Annotated in this window: 18 protein-coding genes; all 18 read left to right on the top strand. The window is 35.6% G+C overall.

All coding sequences use genetic code 11. The features are described from left to right. The first annotated feature begins 107 nt into the window (after window positions 1–107). A complete protein-coding gene (locus GSA01S_RS04900; RefSeq protein ID WP_066125407.1) occupies window positions 108–395 on the top strand; it encodes a UPF0223 family protein in 288 nt (95 codons plus the stop codon). Between the two features lie 10 nt (window positions 396–405). Continuing rightward, window positions 406–1,209 (top strand): inositol monophosphatase family protein, encoded by an 804-nt coding sequence (locus GSA01S_RS04895; RefSeq protein WP_066125405.1) that lies wholly within the window; start codon window positions 406–408, stop codon window positions 1,207–1,209. After that, window positions 1,196–3,028 (top strand): translational GTPase TypA, encoded by a 1,833-nt coding sequence (gene typA / locus GSA01S_RS04890; protein WP_066125403.1) that lies wholly within the window; start codon window positions 1,196–1,198, stop codon window positions 3,026–3,028. The genes GSA01S_RS04895 and typA overlap by 14 nt, the downstream gene beginning before the upstream one ends. 535 nt (window positions 3,029–3,563) lie before the next feature. Further along, entirely contained in the window at window positions 3,564–3,794 is a 231-nt protein-coding gene (locus GSA01S_RS04885; RefSeq protein WP_066125401.1) for a DUF1146 family protein, read from the top strand. Between the two features lie 62 nt (window positions 3,795–3,856). Then, the gene (gene murA / locus GSA01S_RS04880; RefSeq protein ID WP_066125399.1) at window positions 3,857–5,158 is read left to right on the top strand and encodes a UDP-N-acetylglucosamine 1-carboxyvinyltransferase; all 1,302 of its coding nucleotides are present in this window, start codon (window positions 3,857–3,859) and stop codon (window positions 5,156–5,158) included. 22 nt (window positions 5,159–5,180) lie between these two features. Next, on the top strand, window positions 5,181–6,245 hold the full coding sequence (locus GSA01S_RS04875) for a rod shape-determining protein (RefSeq protein ID WP_066125397.1): 1,065 nt from the start codon (window positions 5,181–5,183) through the stop codon (window positions 6,243–6,245). Window positions 6,246–6,261: 16 nt separating this feature from the next. Continuing rightward, window positions 6,262–6,459, top strand: a complete 198-nt coding sequence (locus GSA01S_RS04870; protein ID WP_066125409.1) for a DNA-directed RNA polymerase subunit beta — start codon at window positions 6,262–6,264, stop codon at window positions 6,457–6,459. 79 nt (window positions 6,460–6,538) lie between these two features. Then, on the top strand, window positions 6,539–6,916 hold the full coding sequence (locus GSA01S_RS04865; RefSeq protein ID WP_066125393.1) for a hypothetical protein: 378 nt from the start codon (window positions 6,539–6,541) through the stop codon (window positions 6,914–6,916). 222 nt (window positions 6,917–7,138) lie between these two features. Further along, window positions 7,139–7,570: a division/cell wall cluster transcriptional repressor MraZ gene (mraZ, locus tag GSA01S_RS04860; protein ID WP_066125391.1), complete on the top strand. Its 432-nt coding sequence runs from the start codon at window positions 7,139–7,141 to the stop codon at window positions 7,568–7,570. A gap of 14 nt (window positions 7,571–7,584) precedes the next feature. After that, complete coding sequence (gene rsmH / locus GSA01S_RS04855) at window positions 7,585–8,532, top strand: 16S rRNA (cytosine(1402)-N(4))-methyltransferase RsmH (protein ID WP_066125389.1); 948 nt, start codon at window positions 7,585–7,587, stop codon at window positions 8,530–8,532. A 48-nt stretch (window positions 8,533–8,580) separates the two neighbouring features. Next, window positions 8,581–8,952 (top strand): hypothetical protein, encoded by a 372-nt coding sequence (locus tag GSA01S_RS04850; protein ID WP_066125387.1) that lies wholly within the window; start codon window positions 8,581–8,583, stop codon window positions 8,950–8,952. A 38-nt stretch (window positions 8,953–8,990) separates the two neighbouring features. Continuing rightward, the gene (locus GSA01S_RS04845) at window positions 8,991–10,658 is read left to right on the top strand and encodes a peptidoglycan D,D-transpeptidase FtsI family protein (RefSeq protein WP_245631276.1); all 1,668 of its coding nucleotides are present in this window, start codon (window positions 8,991–8,993) and stop codon (window positions 10,656–10,658) included. A 16-nt stretch (window positions 10,659–10,674) separates the two neighbouring features. Next, window positions 10,675–12,162, top strand: coding sequence for a UDP-N-acetylmuramoyl-L-alanyl-D-glutamate--2,6-diaminopimelate ligase (locus GSA01S_RS04840; RefSeq protein WP_066125384.1), 1,488 nt, complete (start codon window positions 10,675–10,677; stop codon window positions 12,160–12,162). A 22-nt stretch (window positions 12,163–12,184) separates the two neighbouring features. After that, on the top strand, window positions 12,185–13,138 hold the full coding sequence (gene mraY / locus GSA01S_RS04835; protein WP_066125383.1) for a phospho-N-acetylmuramoyl-pentapeptide-transferase: 954 nt from the start codon (window positions 12,185–12,187) through the stop codon (window positions 13,136–13,138). A 21-nt stretch (window positions 13,139–13,159) separates the two neighbouring features. After that, complete coding sequence (gene murD / locus GSA01S_RS04830; protein ID WP_066125381.1) at window positions 13,160–14,515, top strand: UDP-N-acetylmuramoyl-L-alanine--D-glutamate ligase; 1,356 nt, start codon at window positions 13,160–13,162, stop codon at window positions 14,513–14,515. A 41-nt stretch (window positions 14,516–14,556) separates the two neighbouring features. Then, window positions 14,557–15,447, top strand: a complete 891-nt coding sequence (locus GSA01S_RS04825) for a cell division protein FtsQ/DivIB (RefSeq protein ID WP_066125379.1) — start codon at window positions 14,557–14,559, stop codon at window positions 15,445–15,447. Between the two features lie 133 nt (window positions 15,448–15,580). Further along, entirely contained in the window at window positions 15,581–17,041 is a 1,461-nt protein-coding gene (gene ftsA, locus GSA01S_RS04820) for a cell division protein FtsA (protein ID WP_066125377.1), read from the top strand. Window positions 17,042–17,065: 24 nt separating this feature from the next. Beyond that, entirely contained in the window at window positions 17,066–18,391 is a 1,326-nt protein-coding gene (gene ftsZ, locus GSA01S_RS04815) for a cell division protein FtsZ (RefSeq protein ID WP_066125375.1), read from the top strand. The last annotated feature ends 335 nt before the right edge of the window (window positions 18,392–18,726 follow it).

Genomic DNA, 18,726 nt, shown 5'->3' with positions numbered 1-18,726 from the left:
CTATCCAAGAAACTAAAATAATTTGATATAGACCGCTTTCATCGGAAAAATGTTTTTATTTTTATTGCAAAATACTGTATAGTAGTACATGGACAGGAGGCGGGCTAATGCAAAATTATGCTTATCCTATCGATTCAGATTGGTCAACAGAAGAGATAGTTAAAGTTGTTGAATTTTTAGCAGCTGTTGAGCAAGTTTATGAGTCTTCAATGGATGTTAAAGAGTTCTCGATTAAGTATCAAAAATTTAAAGAAGTGGTGACCAGTATAAGTGGTGAAAAACAATTAGATAAAGTTTTCCAAAGTGAAAGTGGTTATTCTATTTATCAAGCTGTGAAATTAATGAAAGAGCTGAATAAGACGGAAGCCAAAAACAAAAAGATGAGGATTAATTAGGAGGAAGAATATGGATTACCAATTACATCATCGTATTTTAGTTTGGATGGAAGAAGCGGCAGAGGCTTTGAGAGAATCTCATAGTAGAAAATTACAAGTCGATGAAAAAAAGGATGCCAGTGATTTAGTTACTGAAATGGATAAAGCAACGGAAAAATTCTTTACTGAGAAAATTCGTCAGTTTTATCCTGAACACCGTATTATTGGCGAAGAAGGAATCAGTGATCCGGTAAATGATACCAATGGCATGATTTGGGTTATTGATCCGATTGATGGTACTTTAAACTTTGTTAAACAAAAGAATAATTTTGGTATTATGATTGGTTTATTTAATAATGGTAAGCCAGTAGCGGGCTATATTTATGATGTGATGCAGCATGATTTATATTATGGTATCGTTGGTGAAGGGATGTATCTCAATAATAAACCATTGAAACCATTACCGGTAGGTCCATTAAATGATAGTCTCATTATGGGAAATGTCGGGATGTTTAGTCGCAATCAAAATAATTGTCAAAGTTTATTAGCAACGGTATTAGGAGCCAGAGCACATGGTTCTGCAGCTTTAGAGGTGATTCAAGTTTTAAGAGGTGAAGCCTCACTTTACTTATCTTTTGGCTTACATCCTTGGGATTTTGCTGCAGGATATGCGATTTGTGAAGCGGGTGGTATTATTTGTACACAAGCAAATGGCTCACCATTATCTATTTTAGAAAAATCACCGGTCCTCTTTGCACATCCAAGCGTTTATAAGGAAGCAGTCGAAATTTTAAACAATCCAACAGAAATAGGGGAAATTAATGAATACGCGTAATGATATAAGAAATATTGCAATAATTGCTCACGTTGACCACGGTAAAACAACTTTGGTTGACCAATTACTAAAAAACTCAGATACTCTTGATGCTCGTTTACAGTTAGAAGAACGTGCAATGGACTCGGGAGATATCGAAAAAGAACGTGGCATTACCATCTTAGCCAAAAATACAGCTGTTAACTATAAAGGCACTCGTATTAACATTTTAGACACACCAGGACATGCCGATTTTGGTGGTGAAGTAGAGCGTATTCTTAAAATGGTTGATGGTGTTGTGTTAGTAGTGGATGCTTATGAAGGTACCATGCCACAAACACGTTTTGTATTAAAAAAAGCATTAGAAGTTGGATTAACGCCAGTAGTGGTTGTTAATAAAATTGATAAACCGTCAGCAAGACCGGCAGAAGTGGTCGATGAAGTGTTAGAATTATTTATTGAACTCGGTGCGGATGATGACCAATTAGAATTCCCAGTAGTTTATGCTTCAGCTATTAACGGTACTTCTTCTACTTCTGATCAACTAGAAGACCAACAGCCCTCAATGGATGCTATTTTTGATGCTGTTATCGAACATGTGCCAGCACCCATTGATAATAGTGATGAACCTTTACAATTTCAAGTTTCCTTATTAGATTATAATGCCTTTGTAGGTCGTATTGGAATTGGACGTGTTTTCCGTGGTAAGATTAAAGTGGGCGATAATGTTGCTTTAATGAAAGCAGATGGCACTAAGAAAAATTTCCGTGTCACCAAGATTTTAGGTTTCTTTGGTTTAGATCGTGTAGAAATTAATGAAGCTAAAGCCGGAGATTTAATTGCACTTTCTGGTATGGAAGATATTTTCGTTGGTGAAACAGTTGCTGACGCACAAAAGCCTGAAGCTTTACCATTACTACACATCGATGAACCGACATTGGAAATGACATTCTTAACAAATAATTCGCCTTTTGCTGGACGTGAAGGTAAGTATGTAACAGCGCGTAATTTACAAGATCGTTTAATGCAAGAATTACATACAGACGTTTCATTGAAAGTAGAACCAACTGATTCACCAGATGCGTTTAGAGTGATGGGACGTGGCGAGTTGCACTTATCCATCTTAATTGAAACAATGCGTCGTCAAGGATATGAGTTCCAAGTTTCAAGACCAAAAGTTATTTTACGTGAAATTGACGGTAAAATGTGTGAGCCATTTGAGCGCGTACAAATTGATACACCGGAAGAATATATGGGTTCGATTATCGAAGCATTAGGTTCTCGTAAAGCTGAAATGGCTGATATGATTCATACTGGTAATGGTCAAGTACGTTTAGTATTCTTAGTCCCAGCGCGTGGTTTAATTGGCTTTTCTACAGAGTTCATGTCGATTACGCGCGGTTACGGCATTATTAACCATACTTTCGATGATTATTTACCAGTAATAGAAGGAAGTATTGGTCGTCGTCGTAATGGTACTTTAGTTTCGATTGAAAATGGTACAGCAACGACTTATAGTATTATGGCTTTAGAAGATCGTGGTACGATTTTCGTAGAACCTGGTACGGAAGTTTATGGCGGTATGATAGTGGGAGAACATAATCGTGAAAATGACTTAACAGTCAATATTACTCGCGCGAAAAACTTAACGAACGTTCGTTCTGCTACTAAAGATCAAACAGCAGTCATCAAACGTCCTCGAATCTTGACTTTAGAAGAATCCATTCAATTTATGGATGATGATGAATATTGTGAAGTAACCCCAAAAAGTATTCGTCTAAGAAAACAAATTTTAGATAAATCTTTACGTGAGAAAGCCAATAAAAAAGAAAGTAAATAGTTTTTTGTAAGACACATAAAGCTTACCATAACTGGTGTCCCGAGGGAGACCAGTTTTTTGGGTTCTTTATTAATATGTGCGAGCTATGAAAGATTAACCATTCATCCAGTCATGGAGAAATTTAATTTTTGCCAATGACTTTTTTGATATTGGAAGCAGAATTAAGAAAATTAATTTTTGCCAATGATTATTTTGATATTGGAAGTAGCATGGAGAAACAAATTTTTTGCTAATAATTTTGTTCGTTATTGGAAGCAGGTAGAATGCTAGCACATGAATGCTGATTCTACTTGCTGTCTATCGAAAAGTATAGAGAGACTGGGTAGAGTAAGCGAAAATTAGCAGTTTTTTTCTTAGTTACTCCCATTTATTAATGTCAAAAAGCTTCTTCTCGCGCTTTTATTGCAAATGAAACAAGGAGATTGACTAATTTACAATAAGATTACTTTTAAAAATTTTGATTACAAAATAACTTTTGGGTGTATTTAAATTTATTTTATGCTATGATAGAAAAGAAACGAGGGGTGAGAATAAAATGACAACAGCTAATGGTATGGCAGTACTGCTTGTAAGATTTTTATTCGTCATGATGTCTTATATGATTTTAGACAAAATCGATTGGCGTAAATTATTTTCCAAAAGAAATTATGTTTACGCTCAGTATGTTTGTATTTTAGCAAGCATCGCACTGGGACATCTTACTGGCTCGTTTGTTATTACGATCATGGAATTATTGCGTAGTATTTTATACAGCATATTCCTATAATTAAATCGACTTATCGTTCGCTCCAAAACGATAAGGTAAAACTAAAGGGGAATAAATTGAATATGGAAGAAATTTTAGTACAAGGCGGTAATCGCTTAGAGGGATCTGTTAAGGTTGAAGGAGCGAAAAATGCCGTATTACCCATTCTAGCTGCTTCTATTTTGGTTGAAGAGGGTAAGACATACTTGTCAAATGTTCCAGTTCTATCAGATGTCTATACAATTAATGAATTATTGAACAATATTAATGTAAAAAATAAATTTGATACAGAGAACAATACAATAGTTTTAGATGCAACAGGTGATATCTTAACAACGGCTGACTATGATTTTGTTAGCAAGATGCGCGCTTCTATTGTTGTAATGGGACCATTATTAGCACGATTTGGTCATGCTCGTGTCGCAATGCCAGGTGGTTGTGCGATTGGGTCAAGACCGATTGATTTACATTTAAAAGGATTTGAAGCTTTAGGCGCGAAGATTACGCGTGCTGCCGGCTATGTTGAAGCAACAGCTGAAAAATTAGTTGGAGCGCGTATATATTTAGATTTTCCAAGTGTCGGAGCTACTGAAAATATTATGATGGCAGCTGTATATGCTGAAGGGACTACTATCATTGAAAACGTGGCCCGTGAACCAGAGATTGTTGATTTAGCGAATTTTTTAAATAAAATGGGTGCTCATGTCGTCGGGGCTGGTACAGAGACAATTCGTATTGAAGGTGTGCAAACATTACATGGAACAGAACATTCCGTGGTTCCAGATCGAATTGAAGCGGGAACCTTTATGGTAGCGGCAGCTGTTACCAAAGGTGATGTCTATATTGAAGGAGCAATCGCTGAGCACAATCGTCCATTAATTAGTAAATTAAGAGAAATGGGCGTTGTTATTGAAGACTATCAAGACGGTATTCGTGTTCAAGGTCCTGAGAAATTAAAACCAGTTGATGTAAAAACTTTACCACACCCTGGTTTTCCAACTGATATGCAAGCTCAAATGACTATCGCACAATTATTAGCAGAAGGTAGTTCAGTTTTAACTGAAACAGTATTTGAGAATCGTTTTATGCATTTTGAAGAATTACGTCGTATGGGTGCAGAATTTAAAGTTGATCGACAAACCGTTGCAATGTACGGACCATCTGAATTAACAGGGGCGAGCGTTAAAGCGACTGATTTACGAGCAGCGGCCGCTTTAATAATTGCAGGTTTAACCGCAAAAGGATTAACCCGTGTTTCGGAATTACAATATTTAGATCGTGGATATTATAAATTCCATGAAAAACTAATTGCTTTAGGGGCGAATATAGAACGTGTTGACATTCATTCATTGAATCAAACCAATACGAAGCCTGTAACTGTCTAAGAAGGCAAAATGAGGTGAACATATGAGCAGAGATATAGGAATTGATTTCGGAACTGCAAATGTGTTAATTCATTTTAAAGGGCGCGGAATTGTGGTCAATGAACCTTCAGTAGTGGCGGTAGACAACCGGACACATGAAATTATTGAGGTTGGTAAACGTGCCTATGAAATGATAGGGCGAACGCCAGAATCAATTGACATCGTCCATCCTTTAAAAGGCGGTGTGATTGCTGATTTTGATTTAGCTGAAGCGATGTTAGTTTTATTTTTAGAAAAAATTCATGCACGACGCTGGTTTTCTAAACCCAATGTGTTGATTTGTTGCCCTTCTAATATAAGTGAAATTGAACAATTGTCACTAGTTGAAGCAACAGAAAGAGCAATTGGTGGTCGAATTTTTATTGAGGAAGAATCGAAAATTGCTGCTGTCGGAGCAGGGATTGATTTAACCGATGCTTCTGCTAACATGATTATGGACATCGGTGGCGGGACCACAGACATCGCTGTGATTTCATCAGGAGAAATTGTTAATAGTGAATCCTTAAAGGTCGCAGGGGATGATTTTGATTTAGCAATCGTCCAATATTTTAAGGAGCATCATAATTTATTAATTGGCGAACGCTCCGCTGAAGAAGTGAAAAAATTATTGGCGAGTGCTTTACCTGTTGAAGAAGGGGAACTAGCAACATATGATTTAAAAGGTCGCGATTTAGTCTCGGGATTACCACGATCATTAAATGTCACTTCTAATCATATTTACGAAGCAATCCGGCCACAATTACAAATAATCGCACGTACAGCAAGACGTATTTTGGAAGACACCGAACCGGAAATGGTAGCTGACATCATTGAAAAAGGGATTATTTTAACCGGTGGTGGCGCGATGACGTATCATTTGGATACATATTTAACCGAGGAGTTAGGGGTTAGCGCTTTAAGAGCAGAACAACCAATGAGTTGTGTTGCGATTGGCACTGGCCTCATGTTAGAATTAATCTTAAGTGGAAAATTAGAACGAAAAAATGTTTCCGAAAAACACAAACTAAAACGTTGGTTCTTACGACTTAAGAGACGATTAATTGGATAATAAAAGGATGATTCTTATGAGCGAAACCCATCTTACAGAATCGATGCTCATTAAAGCATTGAAATTAATATTAAAAACAATCCTTTACCTATTATTACTTATTTTGTTTGTAGTGATTGGGTTGTTTGTTGGTTATTGTCTCATAGGAGATGGTAATTATTGGGAAGTATTAAATCGTGATACTTGGCAACATATTATTAATTTTGTAAAATAACACTGAACAATTATTTTGATACGGAGGTTTGGCAAAAAAATGATGACTTTGCCTTGCCTCTTTTTTAGAAGGTGATAGAATGTACCCATTTTCATTAAGTGAACTAATGATTTATATTACGCCTATTTTAATGGTTTATTTAATTCAAAAGTATTTCAAAGCGTATCTGAAATTTTTTAAAGAGTGGCCACTGACGATGGCTATCATTTTAATACCATTATGGGTAACCTCCATTTATTTATTAGGGTGGCTAATTTTTGATTATAATTTAGTGCCGTTTATTTTATTTTTTTCATGTTTTATTTTAGGTTTGCAATTATATGATTATGTGCGTCGTATTGATCACTTTACCTTTAAAAATTATTATTTAATAGCAAGTAAATTATTATTTCAACATTTATCGGCTTTTCTTCTTGGTTTAGTGTTTTTAAGATTTTTTACTTATTTTGTGGGATAATCTCCCACCTTTTTTTATTTATAGATGTTTCATGGGGGATTCTACCACTATTATGGGAAAATCCCCCACATTTTTGTTTAAATATAAACCTTATTATATCAACGCTTAGCGACTTTGTTTTATAAAAGTCGTATTTTTTTTGATAATTTTTAGGAAAAAGTGGTACGTTGTGGGGAATTGTGGTAAACTATAATCAAAGCATTAGAAAGTGGGTGAAGGGTCGTGCTTATTGGTGAATATCAACATAATATTGACACAAAAGGGCGACTCATTATGCCTGCAAAATTCAGACCTGATTTGGGTGAGCGTTTTATTATCACTCGTGGGATGGATGGATGCTTGTTTGGATTTCCGATGTCAAGTTGGGAAACCATCCATGAAAAATTGAAAAATTTACCTTTGTCAAAAAAAGATGCACGTACTTTTACGCGTTTATTCTACTCAGCTGCCACTGAAGTAGAGTTTGACCGTCAAGGACGTGTTAATTTACCGAAAAATTTAATAGAGTTCGCAAAAATCGATAAGGAATGCCGTGTGGTCGGCGTGTCAGACCGTATCGAGATTTGGAGTAGCGAACAATGGAATAATTTTTCTGAAATGAATGATGATGAATTTGAAAATATTGCAGAAGATTTGTTTGATTTTGGATTTTAATTAGGAGTGAGATTATGTCATTTGAGCACTATACAGTGTTATTAAAAGAGACAATTGATGGTCTAAATATTAAACCAAATGGCATTTATGTTGACTGTACATTAGGTGGGGCTGGACATGCCAAATATATCCTATCCCAATTAAATGATGATGGAAGACTTTATGCCTTTGACCAGGATATGGTGGCGATTGAGAATGCGAAAAAAGAATTAGCAGACGAAGTCGAAAAGGGTAAAGTAATCTTTATTCATAATAATTTTAGAAATATAACCGAAGCGTTAGCGACTTATGGTGTAACTGAAGTTGACGGCGTTTACTATGATTTAGGAGTTTCCTCCCCACAATTAGATGTTGCACAAAGAGGATTTAGTTATCATCAAGAAGCACGTTTAGATATGAGAATGAATCAAGAGGCAGCATTGACTGCTTACGAAGTAGTCAATCAGTGGCCTTTTGAAGAATTAATGAAAATAATATTTCGATATGGTGAAGAAAAATTTGCCAAACGTATTGCACGTAATATTGAAAAAGAACGTTCAATTGCGCCGATTGAGACGACGACACAATTAGCAGAAATTGTCAAAACTTCAATTCCAGCTGCAACGAGAAGAACAGGGGGCCATCCTGCTAAAAGAACTTTCCAAGCAATCCGTATTGCAGTAAATGATGAATTAGGAGCCTTAGAAGATTCAATGCAACAAGCAGTTAAATTATTAAAAGTTGGTGGACGTATTAGCGCCATTACTTTCCATTCTTTAGAAGATCGATTTGTAAAACAATATTTTAAAGAATTAAGTACTGCACCTGAAATACCACATAATTTACCAGTGTTACCCACAATAGCTAGTGCTGATTATACATTGGTTAATCGTAAACCTATTGTCGCAAGTGAAGAAGAACTATCTGAGAACAATCGTTCTCGTAGTGCTAAGTTAAGAATAATTGAAAGAATAAAACAATAAAGAGAAAAAATATCAAACTAACATTTGATATTTCATGAGGTGATAAAAATGGCGGAAGTAATAAGCAAAACAACTGAATATCCAACAATGAATCATCAAACTTATTCTCAACCATTTGACGCATCGATTAGTAAAACAGGAACATTTGTATTTGTCTTTACACGGATTCATGCCTTGGTGTTAATGGGAGTCATGTTAGTTTGCACCGTGTTAATCGCATTTAATTTAATAATGCAACAAAAGACAGCTGAAGCTGAAATCGCAGTTAGAAACTATGAAGCAGAGATTTCAACACTTCAGACACATACAGACACTATTTACAATAAAATTAGTGACCAATATAATTATGAAATAATAAAAAAAGCAGCTAAAGAAGGCAATTTAAACATTGATTCATCGAGAGTGAGGTCAGTTGAGTAATAATGAAAAGTAGTAAGCTAAACATATTTATTTTGGCTATGACGGCTGTAGTAATGTGTGTATTATTTATTACTAGAATTGTGCAATTAACTGTTCTAAAATCAGTAAATGGCGTCGATTTAGTTAGTTACACTGAAATAGCCAATGAAAGAAGTAGTATTACACAAGCAAGAAGAGGGACGATTTTTGATTCTAAAGATCAACCGATTGCCATGGATACTACTTCTTATTCTTTATTTGCAATTTTAAGAAATGCCGATGAGGAAGTAATTGTAAAAGATTATGATTTAACCGCCAAAGTACTATCTGAGAATATTGATTTAACCCGTGATCAAGTTTTAACCTTATTGCGTAATCCGGATGCTAATCAAATTGAATTTGGTGAAGCCGGTCGTAATTTATCAAAAGAAGTAAAAGAGAAAATTGAAGAAGCCAACTTACCGGGTGTCTATTTTGCGAGTGAAACAACGCGTCAGTACATTAATGACTTTTTTGCTTCCCATTTAATAGGCTATGCGACGCCCTTAATGGCAGGAGAAAATGATGATTATGAAGACGCTGAAATATTAAAAGGACAGTTAGGGATTGAATTAAGCTACGATGAACAGTTAAGTGGTGCGAAAGACTACCGAGAACAATGGGAAGCATCGAATAACCTTAATTATTTATCTGGTGATGATCTTTACTTAACGCTCGATAGTCGCTTACAAAATCAACTAGAGGATTTATTAAATACCGCCATTACTACTTACCAACCAAAAGAGATGGGAGCTTACCTAGTAGAAGTGAAAACCGGTAAATTAATTGCAGCGGCTCAACGGCCTTCGTTTAATTTAAATACCCGTGAAGGCATTGATAAAGAATGGCGAAATTTTTTAACCGAAGATGCTTATGAACCGGGATCAACAATCAAAATATTAACGATGAGTGTCGCTTATGACCATAATCTATATCAGCCAGACGAAAAGTATCATTCGGGAACGATTGAAATATTTGATACTAAAATTAATGATCATAATTTATATGGATGGGGAGATATTACCTTTGAAGAAGGTTTAGCTCGTTCAAGTAATACGGCGATGGTCACTTTAATTGAGCGCCTGGGTGAAGAAAAATGGATTGACGAACTTGCCAAGTTTGGATTTGGAAAATCAACTAACTCAGGATTAATTAATGAAATTGACGGCACCTTTAGTTTTGATAATCCCGTATCACGTTATATGTCAAGTTTTGGGCAAGCAATTTCGACAACACCGATTCAATTGCTTCAAGCTTTTACCTCTATTGCAAATCATGGTACAATGGTTAAGGTTCAATACATCGAAGGTATTGGCGAAAAAAATAATCAGTATAAAGTACAAGAAATAGGACAACCTATTTCCAAAGAAGCTGCTGATCATGTCTTAGGCTTAATGGTCGATACCGTTGAAAAAGATTATGGGACGGGAAAACCATTCAAGAGTGACATCGTTAAAGTAGCGGCTAAAACAGGTACCGCTGAAATTGCCAATGAAGATGGTACCGGTTATTTAACTGGGCCGAATGATTATACCGACTCGGTAGTGGCTTTTTTTCCGGCTGAGGACCCAAAGTATATGATGTATCTTTATATGAAACAACCAACGGATAAGAAAGGCCTAATTGGTTCACAGATTTTAGCCCAAACATTCCATCCGTTTATTGAATCGATTTATATTAATCAGTAAAGAAAGAAGGAAATACATGAAAGCGACAGATTTAATCGAAGTCCTTCGATTAAAAGCTATTTATGGAGAACCATTAGCAAATAAAGAGATTAGTTTATTAGTGAATGATACACGCAAAATTATCGCGAACAGTTGTTATATTGCGATACGTGGTGAACATTTTGATGGGCATCATGCTATCGAACTAGCAGTTAAAGCGGGTGCCAATGTTGTAGTTGTAGAAGAATACCGTGAAGCATGGCAAAACTTAAATGCGACTATTATATTAGTAGATTCAACTTTTCGTGCTCAAGCAATTCTAGCTAATCAATTTTATCACCGTCCATCAGAAAGACTAACGATAACAGCGATTACGGGTACGAATGGCAAAACAACCACAAGTTCAATGATTAGTGATTGGTTAACGAGATTAGGTCATAAAACCGGCTTGTTAGGAACTTTGCACTATAAGGTCAACGAAAAATATTATCCCGCAGTCAACACTACTCCGAATGCTTTAGAATTACAACGATTATTTAATGAAATGGTAGTAGAAGAGTGTCAAGATGCAATCATTGAGGCGTCATCACACGCTTTGCAATTAGGTCGTTTATGGTATACTGAAGTAGACTGTGCAATTTTTACCAACTTAACACGCGAACATTTAGATTTTCATCATACGATGGAGCATTATGCTTATGCTAAAAGTTTATTATTTGCTCAATTAGGTCAAAGGTTATCCAACGGACGACCAAAACTAGCGATTGTTAATTTAGATGATGAATACAGTCAGCTAATGGCGCAAGCAACAGCTGCTGAAGTCGCCACTTATAGTATTGGTAACGCGGATGCCACCGTTTATGCTACAGACATTGAAGTAGTAGATAACCAAACTAAGTTTAAGCTCTGGGTGAATCAACGTCCACATCAAGTTACGTTAAAAATGCTAGGTGATTATAATGTTGCAAATTATATGGCAGCCTTTTTATGTTTGAAATATTATTATGGCTATTCTACCGAAGAAATTATTCGAGTAAGCGGTGAGTTTGAAGGTGTGAGTGGTCGCATGCAATTAGTAGATGAAGGACAACCCTATAAAGTAGTAGTTGATTTTGCCCATACACCAGATGCTATCGAAAATGTTTTAAAAGAATTAGCAGCTAAAAAGCAAGGAAGATTAATTACTTTGATCGGACATAGTGGAGGTAATCGAGATAGTGGCGCTCGTCCTGAAATAGGGGACATTGTCTTTAAATATTCAGATTATATCGTTTTTACAGCCGATAATCCACGCCATGAGCCAGTTCAAAAAATTTGTCAGGAAATAATTGGTCAGCATAATGAAGTAGACTATACAATTATTGAAAAAAGAGAAGAAGCGATAGCTTTCGCATTGAATCATGCAAATGAACAGGATACGGTTGTCTTTACAGGTAAAGGTGGCGAATTATATCAAGTCATTGGGGATGATTATGTCCCATATAATGAAGTTGAGGTAATTAAAGCTACTTTAAGAAAAAAATAAATAGAACATTAGGTGAATAAATATGGAATTAGCTTTACCATTGGCAGTAAGCTTCGCGATTACTGTCTCAATTATGCCATTTTTTATTGGTTATTTTAATTATAAAAAAATCGGTCAAACAACTCGTGAGGAAGGTCCAACGTGGCATGAAGTTAAAACGGGAACACCAACCATGGGTGGAACGGTCTTTGTTTTTGCAATCTTAGTTACTTTATTAATCAGTGCATGGTTAATGAAATTACTGGAAGGCAGTGTTTGGATGATTCTCTTAACCTTCTTATTATTTGGAGGAATCGGCTTTGTAGATGATTTTATTAGTATCTTTAAAAAGCAAAATGAAGGATTAACCGCCAAACAAAAATTCGTTTTGCAAATTATCTTTTCGATCGTTATTATGTTGATTGGCGTTTTACATCATTATAAAATATCCATCCCCTTAGGTTTTACTCAAATTACCAATCCTGTTATCTTAATTATTTTTGCTAGTGTTTGGATTAATGGATTTTCCAATGCAGTTAATCTTACCGATGGTTTAGATGGTCTAGCAACAGGATTGAATATTATTGCTTATGGTGCTTATTTTGCTATTGCTATTAATCAAGGTGCGCAAGCTATTGCCTTAGCTTGTTTTGTGGTGGTAGGTGCCTTATTGGGATTCTTAATTTATAATAAGAAACCAGCGAAGATATTTATGGGTGATGTTGGATCACTCGCTTTAGGGGCCGGATTAGCAGTTATATCGATTTTATTAAATAATCCATGGAGTTTATTGATCATAGGTTTAGTATTTGTTGTGGAAACAGCAAGTGTTATTTTACAAGTATGGTCATTCAAAACAAGAGGTAAACGTATTTTTAAAATGAGTCCGATTCACCATCATTTTGAGATGAGTGGATGGTCTGAATCGAAAGTCGTTTATGTCTTTTGGTTAGTTGGTATGATTGCCGCAATCATTTATATTAGCATATTCAAATAAAAAAGGATTTAAGGTGTCAAAATGGATTTAAAAGATAAAAAAGTATTGGTTTTAGGTTACGCTAGAACGGGAAGAGGAGCCGCTGAATTTTTAGTTTCTCAAGGTGCGAATGTCACCATCAACGATTTAAATGATTTAAGCGAAGAACCATCGATTAAAGAGTTAAAAGCTAAAGGCGTTATCGTTGTTGATAAAAAACAACCAGTTACACTTTTAAACGAAAAATTTGACTTTATTGTTAAAAACCCTGGTATTCCTTATCAAATTGATTTATTACAAGCGGCTATTGCACAAGAGATTCCTATTTATACAGATATTGAAATTTTCGATTGGTATAATCCGGGAATATTAATTGGTATAACGGGCAGTAACGGTAAAACAACCACTACTACCTTGGTTGATAAAATTTTACAAAATAGTCAGTACCAAGCCCATTTAGCAGGTAATATTGGTATTCCGACACTATCGGTTTTACCAAAAGTAAAAGAAAATGATGTGGTAACGATGGAACTATCGAGTTTTCAATTGATGGGAACAGATAAATTCAAACCACATATTGCTGCCATTACGAATATCTTCTCCGCTCACCTAGATTATCATGGTACAAGAGAAGAATATGTTAAAGCAAAATTACGACTTATTCAAAACCAAGATAATCATGACTTTATAATCTTTAATGCAGATCAAAAAGAACTTGCCGGTTATGTGGGTGAATTACCTGCTAATAAAGTACCATTTGCTAGATTAAATTTAACGGATTCAGTACGACAAACTGGAGCGTATTATGAAAATGGTGGTTTATACTTTAAAGGCGAATTGATTATGAAAGAAAACGATATTCAAATTCCCGGTGAACATAATATTGAGAATATTTTAGTTGCTATTGCAATTACCAAAATATTAAACGTTCCAAACAACATTATTCACGATACAATTATGAATTATCATGGTGTTGAATATCGTATCCAACCTGTTGGAAGTTATAATGGTATTCGTTATTATAATGACTCTAAAGCGACTAATCCTGATGCAACCATTACTGCATTAAAGAGTTTTACTGAACCAACAGTCTATATTGGTGGCGGCTTGGACCGTGGCATTAGATTTGATGAATTAGTGCCATATTTAGAAAATGTCAAAGTTGCTATTTTATATGGTGAATCAAAAGAAATTATGAAAGAAGCGATGGAACAAGCTCAGATTGCAGAAATTGTGATGGTGGATAATTTAGAACAAGCAACGAAAGCCGCGCAATCATATGCTGAAAGTGGCGATGTTGTATTATTATCGCCTGCTTGTGCAAGTTGGGATCAGTACCAATCGTTTGAAGAACGTGGAGCACAATTTAACGAATTAATTGCTGGTCTCAATCAATAATCAAGCTTCAATTATTAGAATTTTTTGAAGGAGGTGTTATAATGCCAAATATTTTTGAAGATGATTTAGAGAATGTGCGACAATTTAACCAACAATTAGAAGCGGAAGTAAATGACGTTATAACATCTAATCAAAAAATTGTAAGAAGTAAACCAGAGAAAGCACCCATTAATTGGACTAAAGGGTTGCCAACCGGTAGAGTTGAATTAGCTAGTGTGACTGCCGTAATTTTCATTTTAATGTGGACATTCTGGTGGCAATTAGCCCCTTTTAATAAAGTCAATCATTTAACCGTTTCCGGTAATGAAATTGCAGAATCGGAAATGGTTGCTTATTCTTCTGGGATTCGCTCTCTTGACACAATTAAAAATGTCATGGCTAATAGAGAACAAATTGAAAAGAATATTATTCAAACCAATCCCATTGTTTCGGGCGTTGTTTTCGATCGTGTTAATTGGAAACAAATGGATATTAAAGTTTCAGAATATCATATTGTGGCGATTGTAGAAATTGAAGGGGAATTATATCCTTTATTGGAAAATGGTGAAATCTTAGTGGAATCCAATAAATATTTGCAAGAGAATATGGACCGATTTAATTTACCAAGAATTTTAAATGTTGAACAAAAAGGTAAATTAGTATCTGTAGCAACGTCTTTAAGAAGAGTTGAACCAGATGTCCTAGCTTTAATCGATACCATTGAATTATCGAAGGATTTGAATCGTCCAAATCATTTAACGATGAAAATGCAAGACGGGATGTATGTCAAAGCCGTCACTTCTACCGTGGCTGAAAAAATTAATAAATATCCTGCCATGAAAAAAATTATTGGCGACCAAATGGGAACTGTTAATTTAGAAGTAGGAGCTTACTTCACACCAGAAACAGAAGGTAATAATAATATTAAACTTGATACTAATTTAGATAATTAATAAATATTTCTGGTACTATTTGAAGTTTTATCTTCAATATAAATTTATTTTGTGTTAAAATTGTAGAGAGCTATTAGAGGTAGACACAACTCCTATAATACATAAAACTACGTTAAGGGGGTTACATATTGTAATGAGAAATCATGAAATTTTTGTGAGTTTAGATATCGGCACCACATCGATTAAAGTTGTGGTAGCAGAATTTATTAATGGACAAATTAACATCATTGGTGTTGGTAATGTAAAGTCTAGAGGATTAAGTCGAGGCGTGATCGTTGATATTGACGAAACAGTTTACTCGATTCAACAGGCTGTTACATTAGCCGAACAAAAATCTAATGTTAAAATTAAAGAAGTATCGGTCGGCATTCCAAGTAATAAATTAGGTTTAGAATCTTGTCATGGAATGATAGCTGTTTCGAATGAAAATAGAGAGATTACCAATCGTGATGTGGATAATGTGATTACCGCGGCTAAAGTTCGCTCTGTGGCACCAGAAAGAGAAATCATTTCGGTTATTCCAGAAGAATTTGTGGTAGATGGATTTAACGGTATACGTGATCCACGCGGCATGATAGGTGTTCGTTTAGAATTATATGCGACCTTATTAACAGGACCAAGAACGATTATTCATAACATTAAACGTTGTGTTGAAAAAGCCGGCTTAGTAATTAAAGAATTAGTTTTACAGCCACAAGCTATTGCTGAAGTAGCACTTAGTCAAGATGAACGTGAATTTGGTACCGTCATTATTGACATGGGTGGGGGACAAACCTCTGCTTCAATTATTTATGATAATCAATTAAAATATTCTTTCGTCGATCAAGAAGGTGGCGATTTTGTTACTAAAGACATTTCAATTATTTTGAATACATCTTTAGAAAGTGCTGAGCGGATTAAGCGTGAATATGGGTATGCAATTGCTAGTCAAACTTCAGATGAAGAGTATTTCCCCGTTGAGACAGTAGGTAAAAAAGAGCCTGTTCGTGTAGATGAGCGTTATTTAGCAGAAATTATTGAAGCGCGTTTAGCTCAAATTTTTGAAACGATACATGAAGACCTAGGAGCTGTGGATGCTCTTGATTTGCCAGGTGGTTTTGTGATCACCGGGGGTGCAGCATCATTACCAGGTGTCTTGGAATTAGCACAAAAATTCTTTGGTAGTAAAGTGCGTCTATTCATTCCCGAACAGATGGGGATGCGTAATCCAGTCTTTTCTACTAGTATGGGTATTATCGAATATGTTGCAGGCTTAGATGATGTTCATCGGATTGCTCAAGGAACTTATCGACCTAATAGTCGTCCGGCGCAACAACCTGAACAAAATCACGATGCAAGTAATGACTATTACCCAGCTCAACCTAATCGACAAACGACTCAATATCAAAGACCGATGTCTGAAGCGAGTCCAAGACCTGAAAGACCAAGAGCAAATTATGATCAATATCAACAAACGAATGGTCAAGAAAATCAACGATATATCGAAAATGAATATTATGAAGAGGAAACTAACCAAGGTGTTTATGAAGAACCAAGCAATGAAAATTCAGTTGCTTCAAAAGTAAAAGCATTTTTCAATACATTTTTTGATTAGTCATGAAATTAGGAGGAAATTATAATGGAATTATCTTTCGATTCATCAATGAATCAGACTGGCGCGGTAATTAAAGTTATTGGTGTTGGTGGTGCAGGTGGTAATGCCGTCAATCGTATGATTGTAGAAGATGTTCAAGGTGTTGAATTTATCGTTGCGAATACCGATACCCAAGCCTTAGCTGGTTCACAAGCAACAACTAAAATCCAATTAGGTTCAAAATTAACTAAAGGATTAGGAGCAGGATCGTTACCAGAAATTGGTCAACGTGCTGCTGAAGAAAGTGAAGAACAAATCCGTAGCGTTTTAGAAGGTGCGGACTTAGTATTTGTTACTGCCGGAATGGGAGGAGGTACCGGTACTGGTGCTGCCCCAATTGTCGCAAAAATTGCGAAAGAATTAGGCGCTTTAACTGTTGGGGTTGTGACTCGACCATTTACTTTTGAAGGACCTAAACGTGGACGCTATGCGGCTGAAGGTTTGAAAAATTTAAAAGACAGTGTTGATACTTTAGTCGTAATTTCAAATAATCGTCTTTTAGAAATTGTAGACCGCAAAACGCCAATGTTAGAAGCATTTAGTGAAGCAGATAATGTTTTACGTCAAGGGGTACAAGGGATTTCAGATTTAATTACCTCTCCTGGTTATGTAAACTTAGACTTTGCTGACGTTAAAACTGTTATGAAGGACCAAGGTACTGCTTTAATGGGAATTGGTACAGCAAGTGGTGAAAATCGCACAGCTGAAGCGACTAAAAAAGCTATTTCTTCACCATTGTTAGAAGTGTCGATCGATGGTGCAGAGCAAATCTTATTAAATATTACCGGCGGTTCAGACTTAACCTTATTTGAAGCTCAAGATGCAAGTGAGATTGTTGCTAATGCTTCGTCAGGTGATGTCAATATTATCTTCGGTACGTCAATTAACGAAAACTTAGGTGATGAAGTAGTAGTGACAGTTATTGCGACTGGTATTGAACAAGAAAAATCTGAACGCAATAAAATTAACCCACGTCAACAACGTACAACCTTCACGTCAACAAGTGGTTATAATCAAATTGGAAATGAACGTGAAGCAAATGTCAATCCTAATCAACCACAATCGGGTAATACACCGAATCCACCATCTAATCAAGGTGGACCTGAATTAAATGTTCCACGTCAAAAAGAAGAACGTGATTTATTCAGTAATTGGGATATTAAACGTGAACAAAATACACGTGAGGTTTCAAATGAAGTTCCTCAACGTACGTTCCAACGTAATGATAATGAAGTGACTCGTAAAAATGATACTATCGAAGACGACGAATTAGATACACCACCATTTTTCCGTAAACGTCACCGTAACTAGTAAAGATTAAAATGTAATTCAGTAGACCGGGCAGATTTTCTCTGTCCGGTCTTGTATATATCTAGTTTGTGGGTAAATGAGAATTACATTAAGTTAATGTAGAGGCTATTACTGAAAATGAATTAATATGGGAACATAGGTCTAAGCAGTATTATGGGTTTTTTTGTTAGTATCTGACTTTGATTAATTAAGTATTAGGTCAAAATAGTATTACGTTATATTTATGTCTATCTGGCTTTGATTAGTCATGGTATAACGGGCTGAGTACGTCATTAATAAACATGGGAGTGGGCAAGAAGTAGAAAATCGAATGATTTTCGCTTCGTCGGGCTACC

Source organism: Globicatella sanguinis NBRC 15551, from assembly GCF_001552295.1.
Classification (GTDB): Bacteria; Bacillota; Bacilli; order Lactobacillales; family Aerococcaceae; genus Globicatella; species Globicatella sanguinis.
This window is presented reverse-complemented; position numbering and strand designations above follow the sequence as displayed.

Excerpts from the sequence above, each read along its gene's own strand:
- rsmH (WP_066125389.1), top strand. The coding sequence starts at position 7,585 with ATGTCATTTGAGCACTATACAGTGTTATTAAAAGAGACAATTGATGGT.
- mraY (WP_066125383.1), top strand. The coding sequence starts at position 12,185 with ATGGAATTAGCTTTACCATTGGCAGTAAGCTTCGCGATTACTGTCTCA.
- ftsA (WP_066125377.1), top strand. The coding sequence starts at position 15,581 with ATGAGAAATCATGAAATTTTTGTGAGTTTAGATATCGGCACCACATCG.
- GSA01S_RS04875 (WP_066125397.1), top strand. The coding sequence starts at position 5,181 with ATGAGCAGAGATATAGGAATTGATTTCGGAACTGCAAATGTGTTAATT.
- GSA01S_RS04870 (WP_066125409.1), top strand. The coding sequence starts at position 6,262 with ATGAGCGAAACCCATCTTACAGAATCGATGCTCATTAAAGCATTGAAA.
- GSA01S_RS04825 (WP_066125379.1), top strand. The coding sequence starts at position 14,557 with ATGCCAAATATTTTTGAAGATGATTTAGAGAATGTGCGACAATTTAAC.
- GSA01S_RS04865 (WP_066125393.1), top strand. The coding sequence starts at position 6,539 with ATGTACCCATTTTCATTAAGTGAACTAATGATTTATATTACGCCTATT.
- typA (WP_066125403.1), top strand. The coding sequence starts at position 1,196 with ATGAATACGCGTAATGATATAAGAAATATTGCAATAATTGCTCACGTT.
- murA (WP_066125399.1), top strand. The coding sequence starts at position 3,857 with ATGGAAGAAATTTTAGTACAAGGCGGTAATCGCTTAGAGGGATCTGTT.
- GSA01S_RS04850 (WP_066125387.1), top strand. The coding sequence starts at position 8,581 with ATGGCGGAAGTAATAAGCAAAACAACTGAATATCCAACAATGAATCAT.
- GSA01S_RS04885 (WP_066125401.1), top strand. The coding sequence starts at position 3,564 with ATGACAACAGCTAATGGTATGGCAGTACTGCTTGTAAGATTTTTATTC.
- GSA01S_RS04845 (WP_245631276.1), top strand. The coding sequence starts at position 8,991 with ATGACGGCTGTAGTAATGTGTGTATTATTTATTACTAGAATTGTGCAA.
- GSA01S_RS04895 (WP_066125405.1), top strand. The coding sequence starts at position 406 with ATGGATTACCAATTACATCATCGTATTTTAGTTTGGATGGAAGAAGCG.
- murD (WP_066125381.1), top strand. The coding sequence starts at position 13,160 with ATGGATTTAAAAGATAAAAAAGTATTGGTTTTAGGTTACGCTAGAACG.
- ftsZ (WP_066125375.1), top strand. The coding sequence starts at position 17,066 with ATGGAATTATCTTTCGATTCATCAATGAATCAGACTGGCGCGGTAATT.
- GSA01S_RS04900 (WP_066125407.1), top strand. The coding sequence starts at position 108 with ATGCAAAATTATGCTTATCCTATCGATTCAGATTGGTCAACAGAAGAG.
- GSA01S_RS04840 (WP_066125384.1), top strand. The coding sequence starts at position 10,675 with ATGAAAGCGACAGATTTAATCGAAGTCCTTCGATTAAAAGCTATTTAT.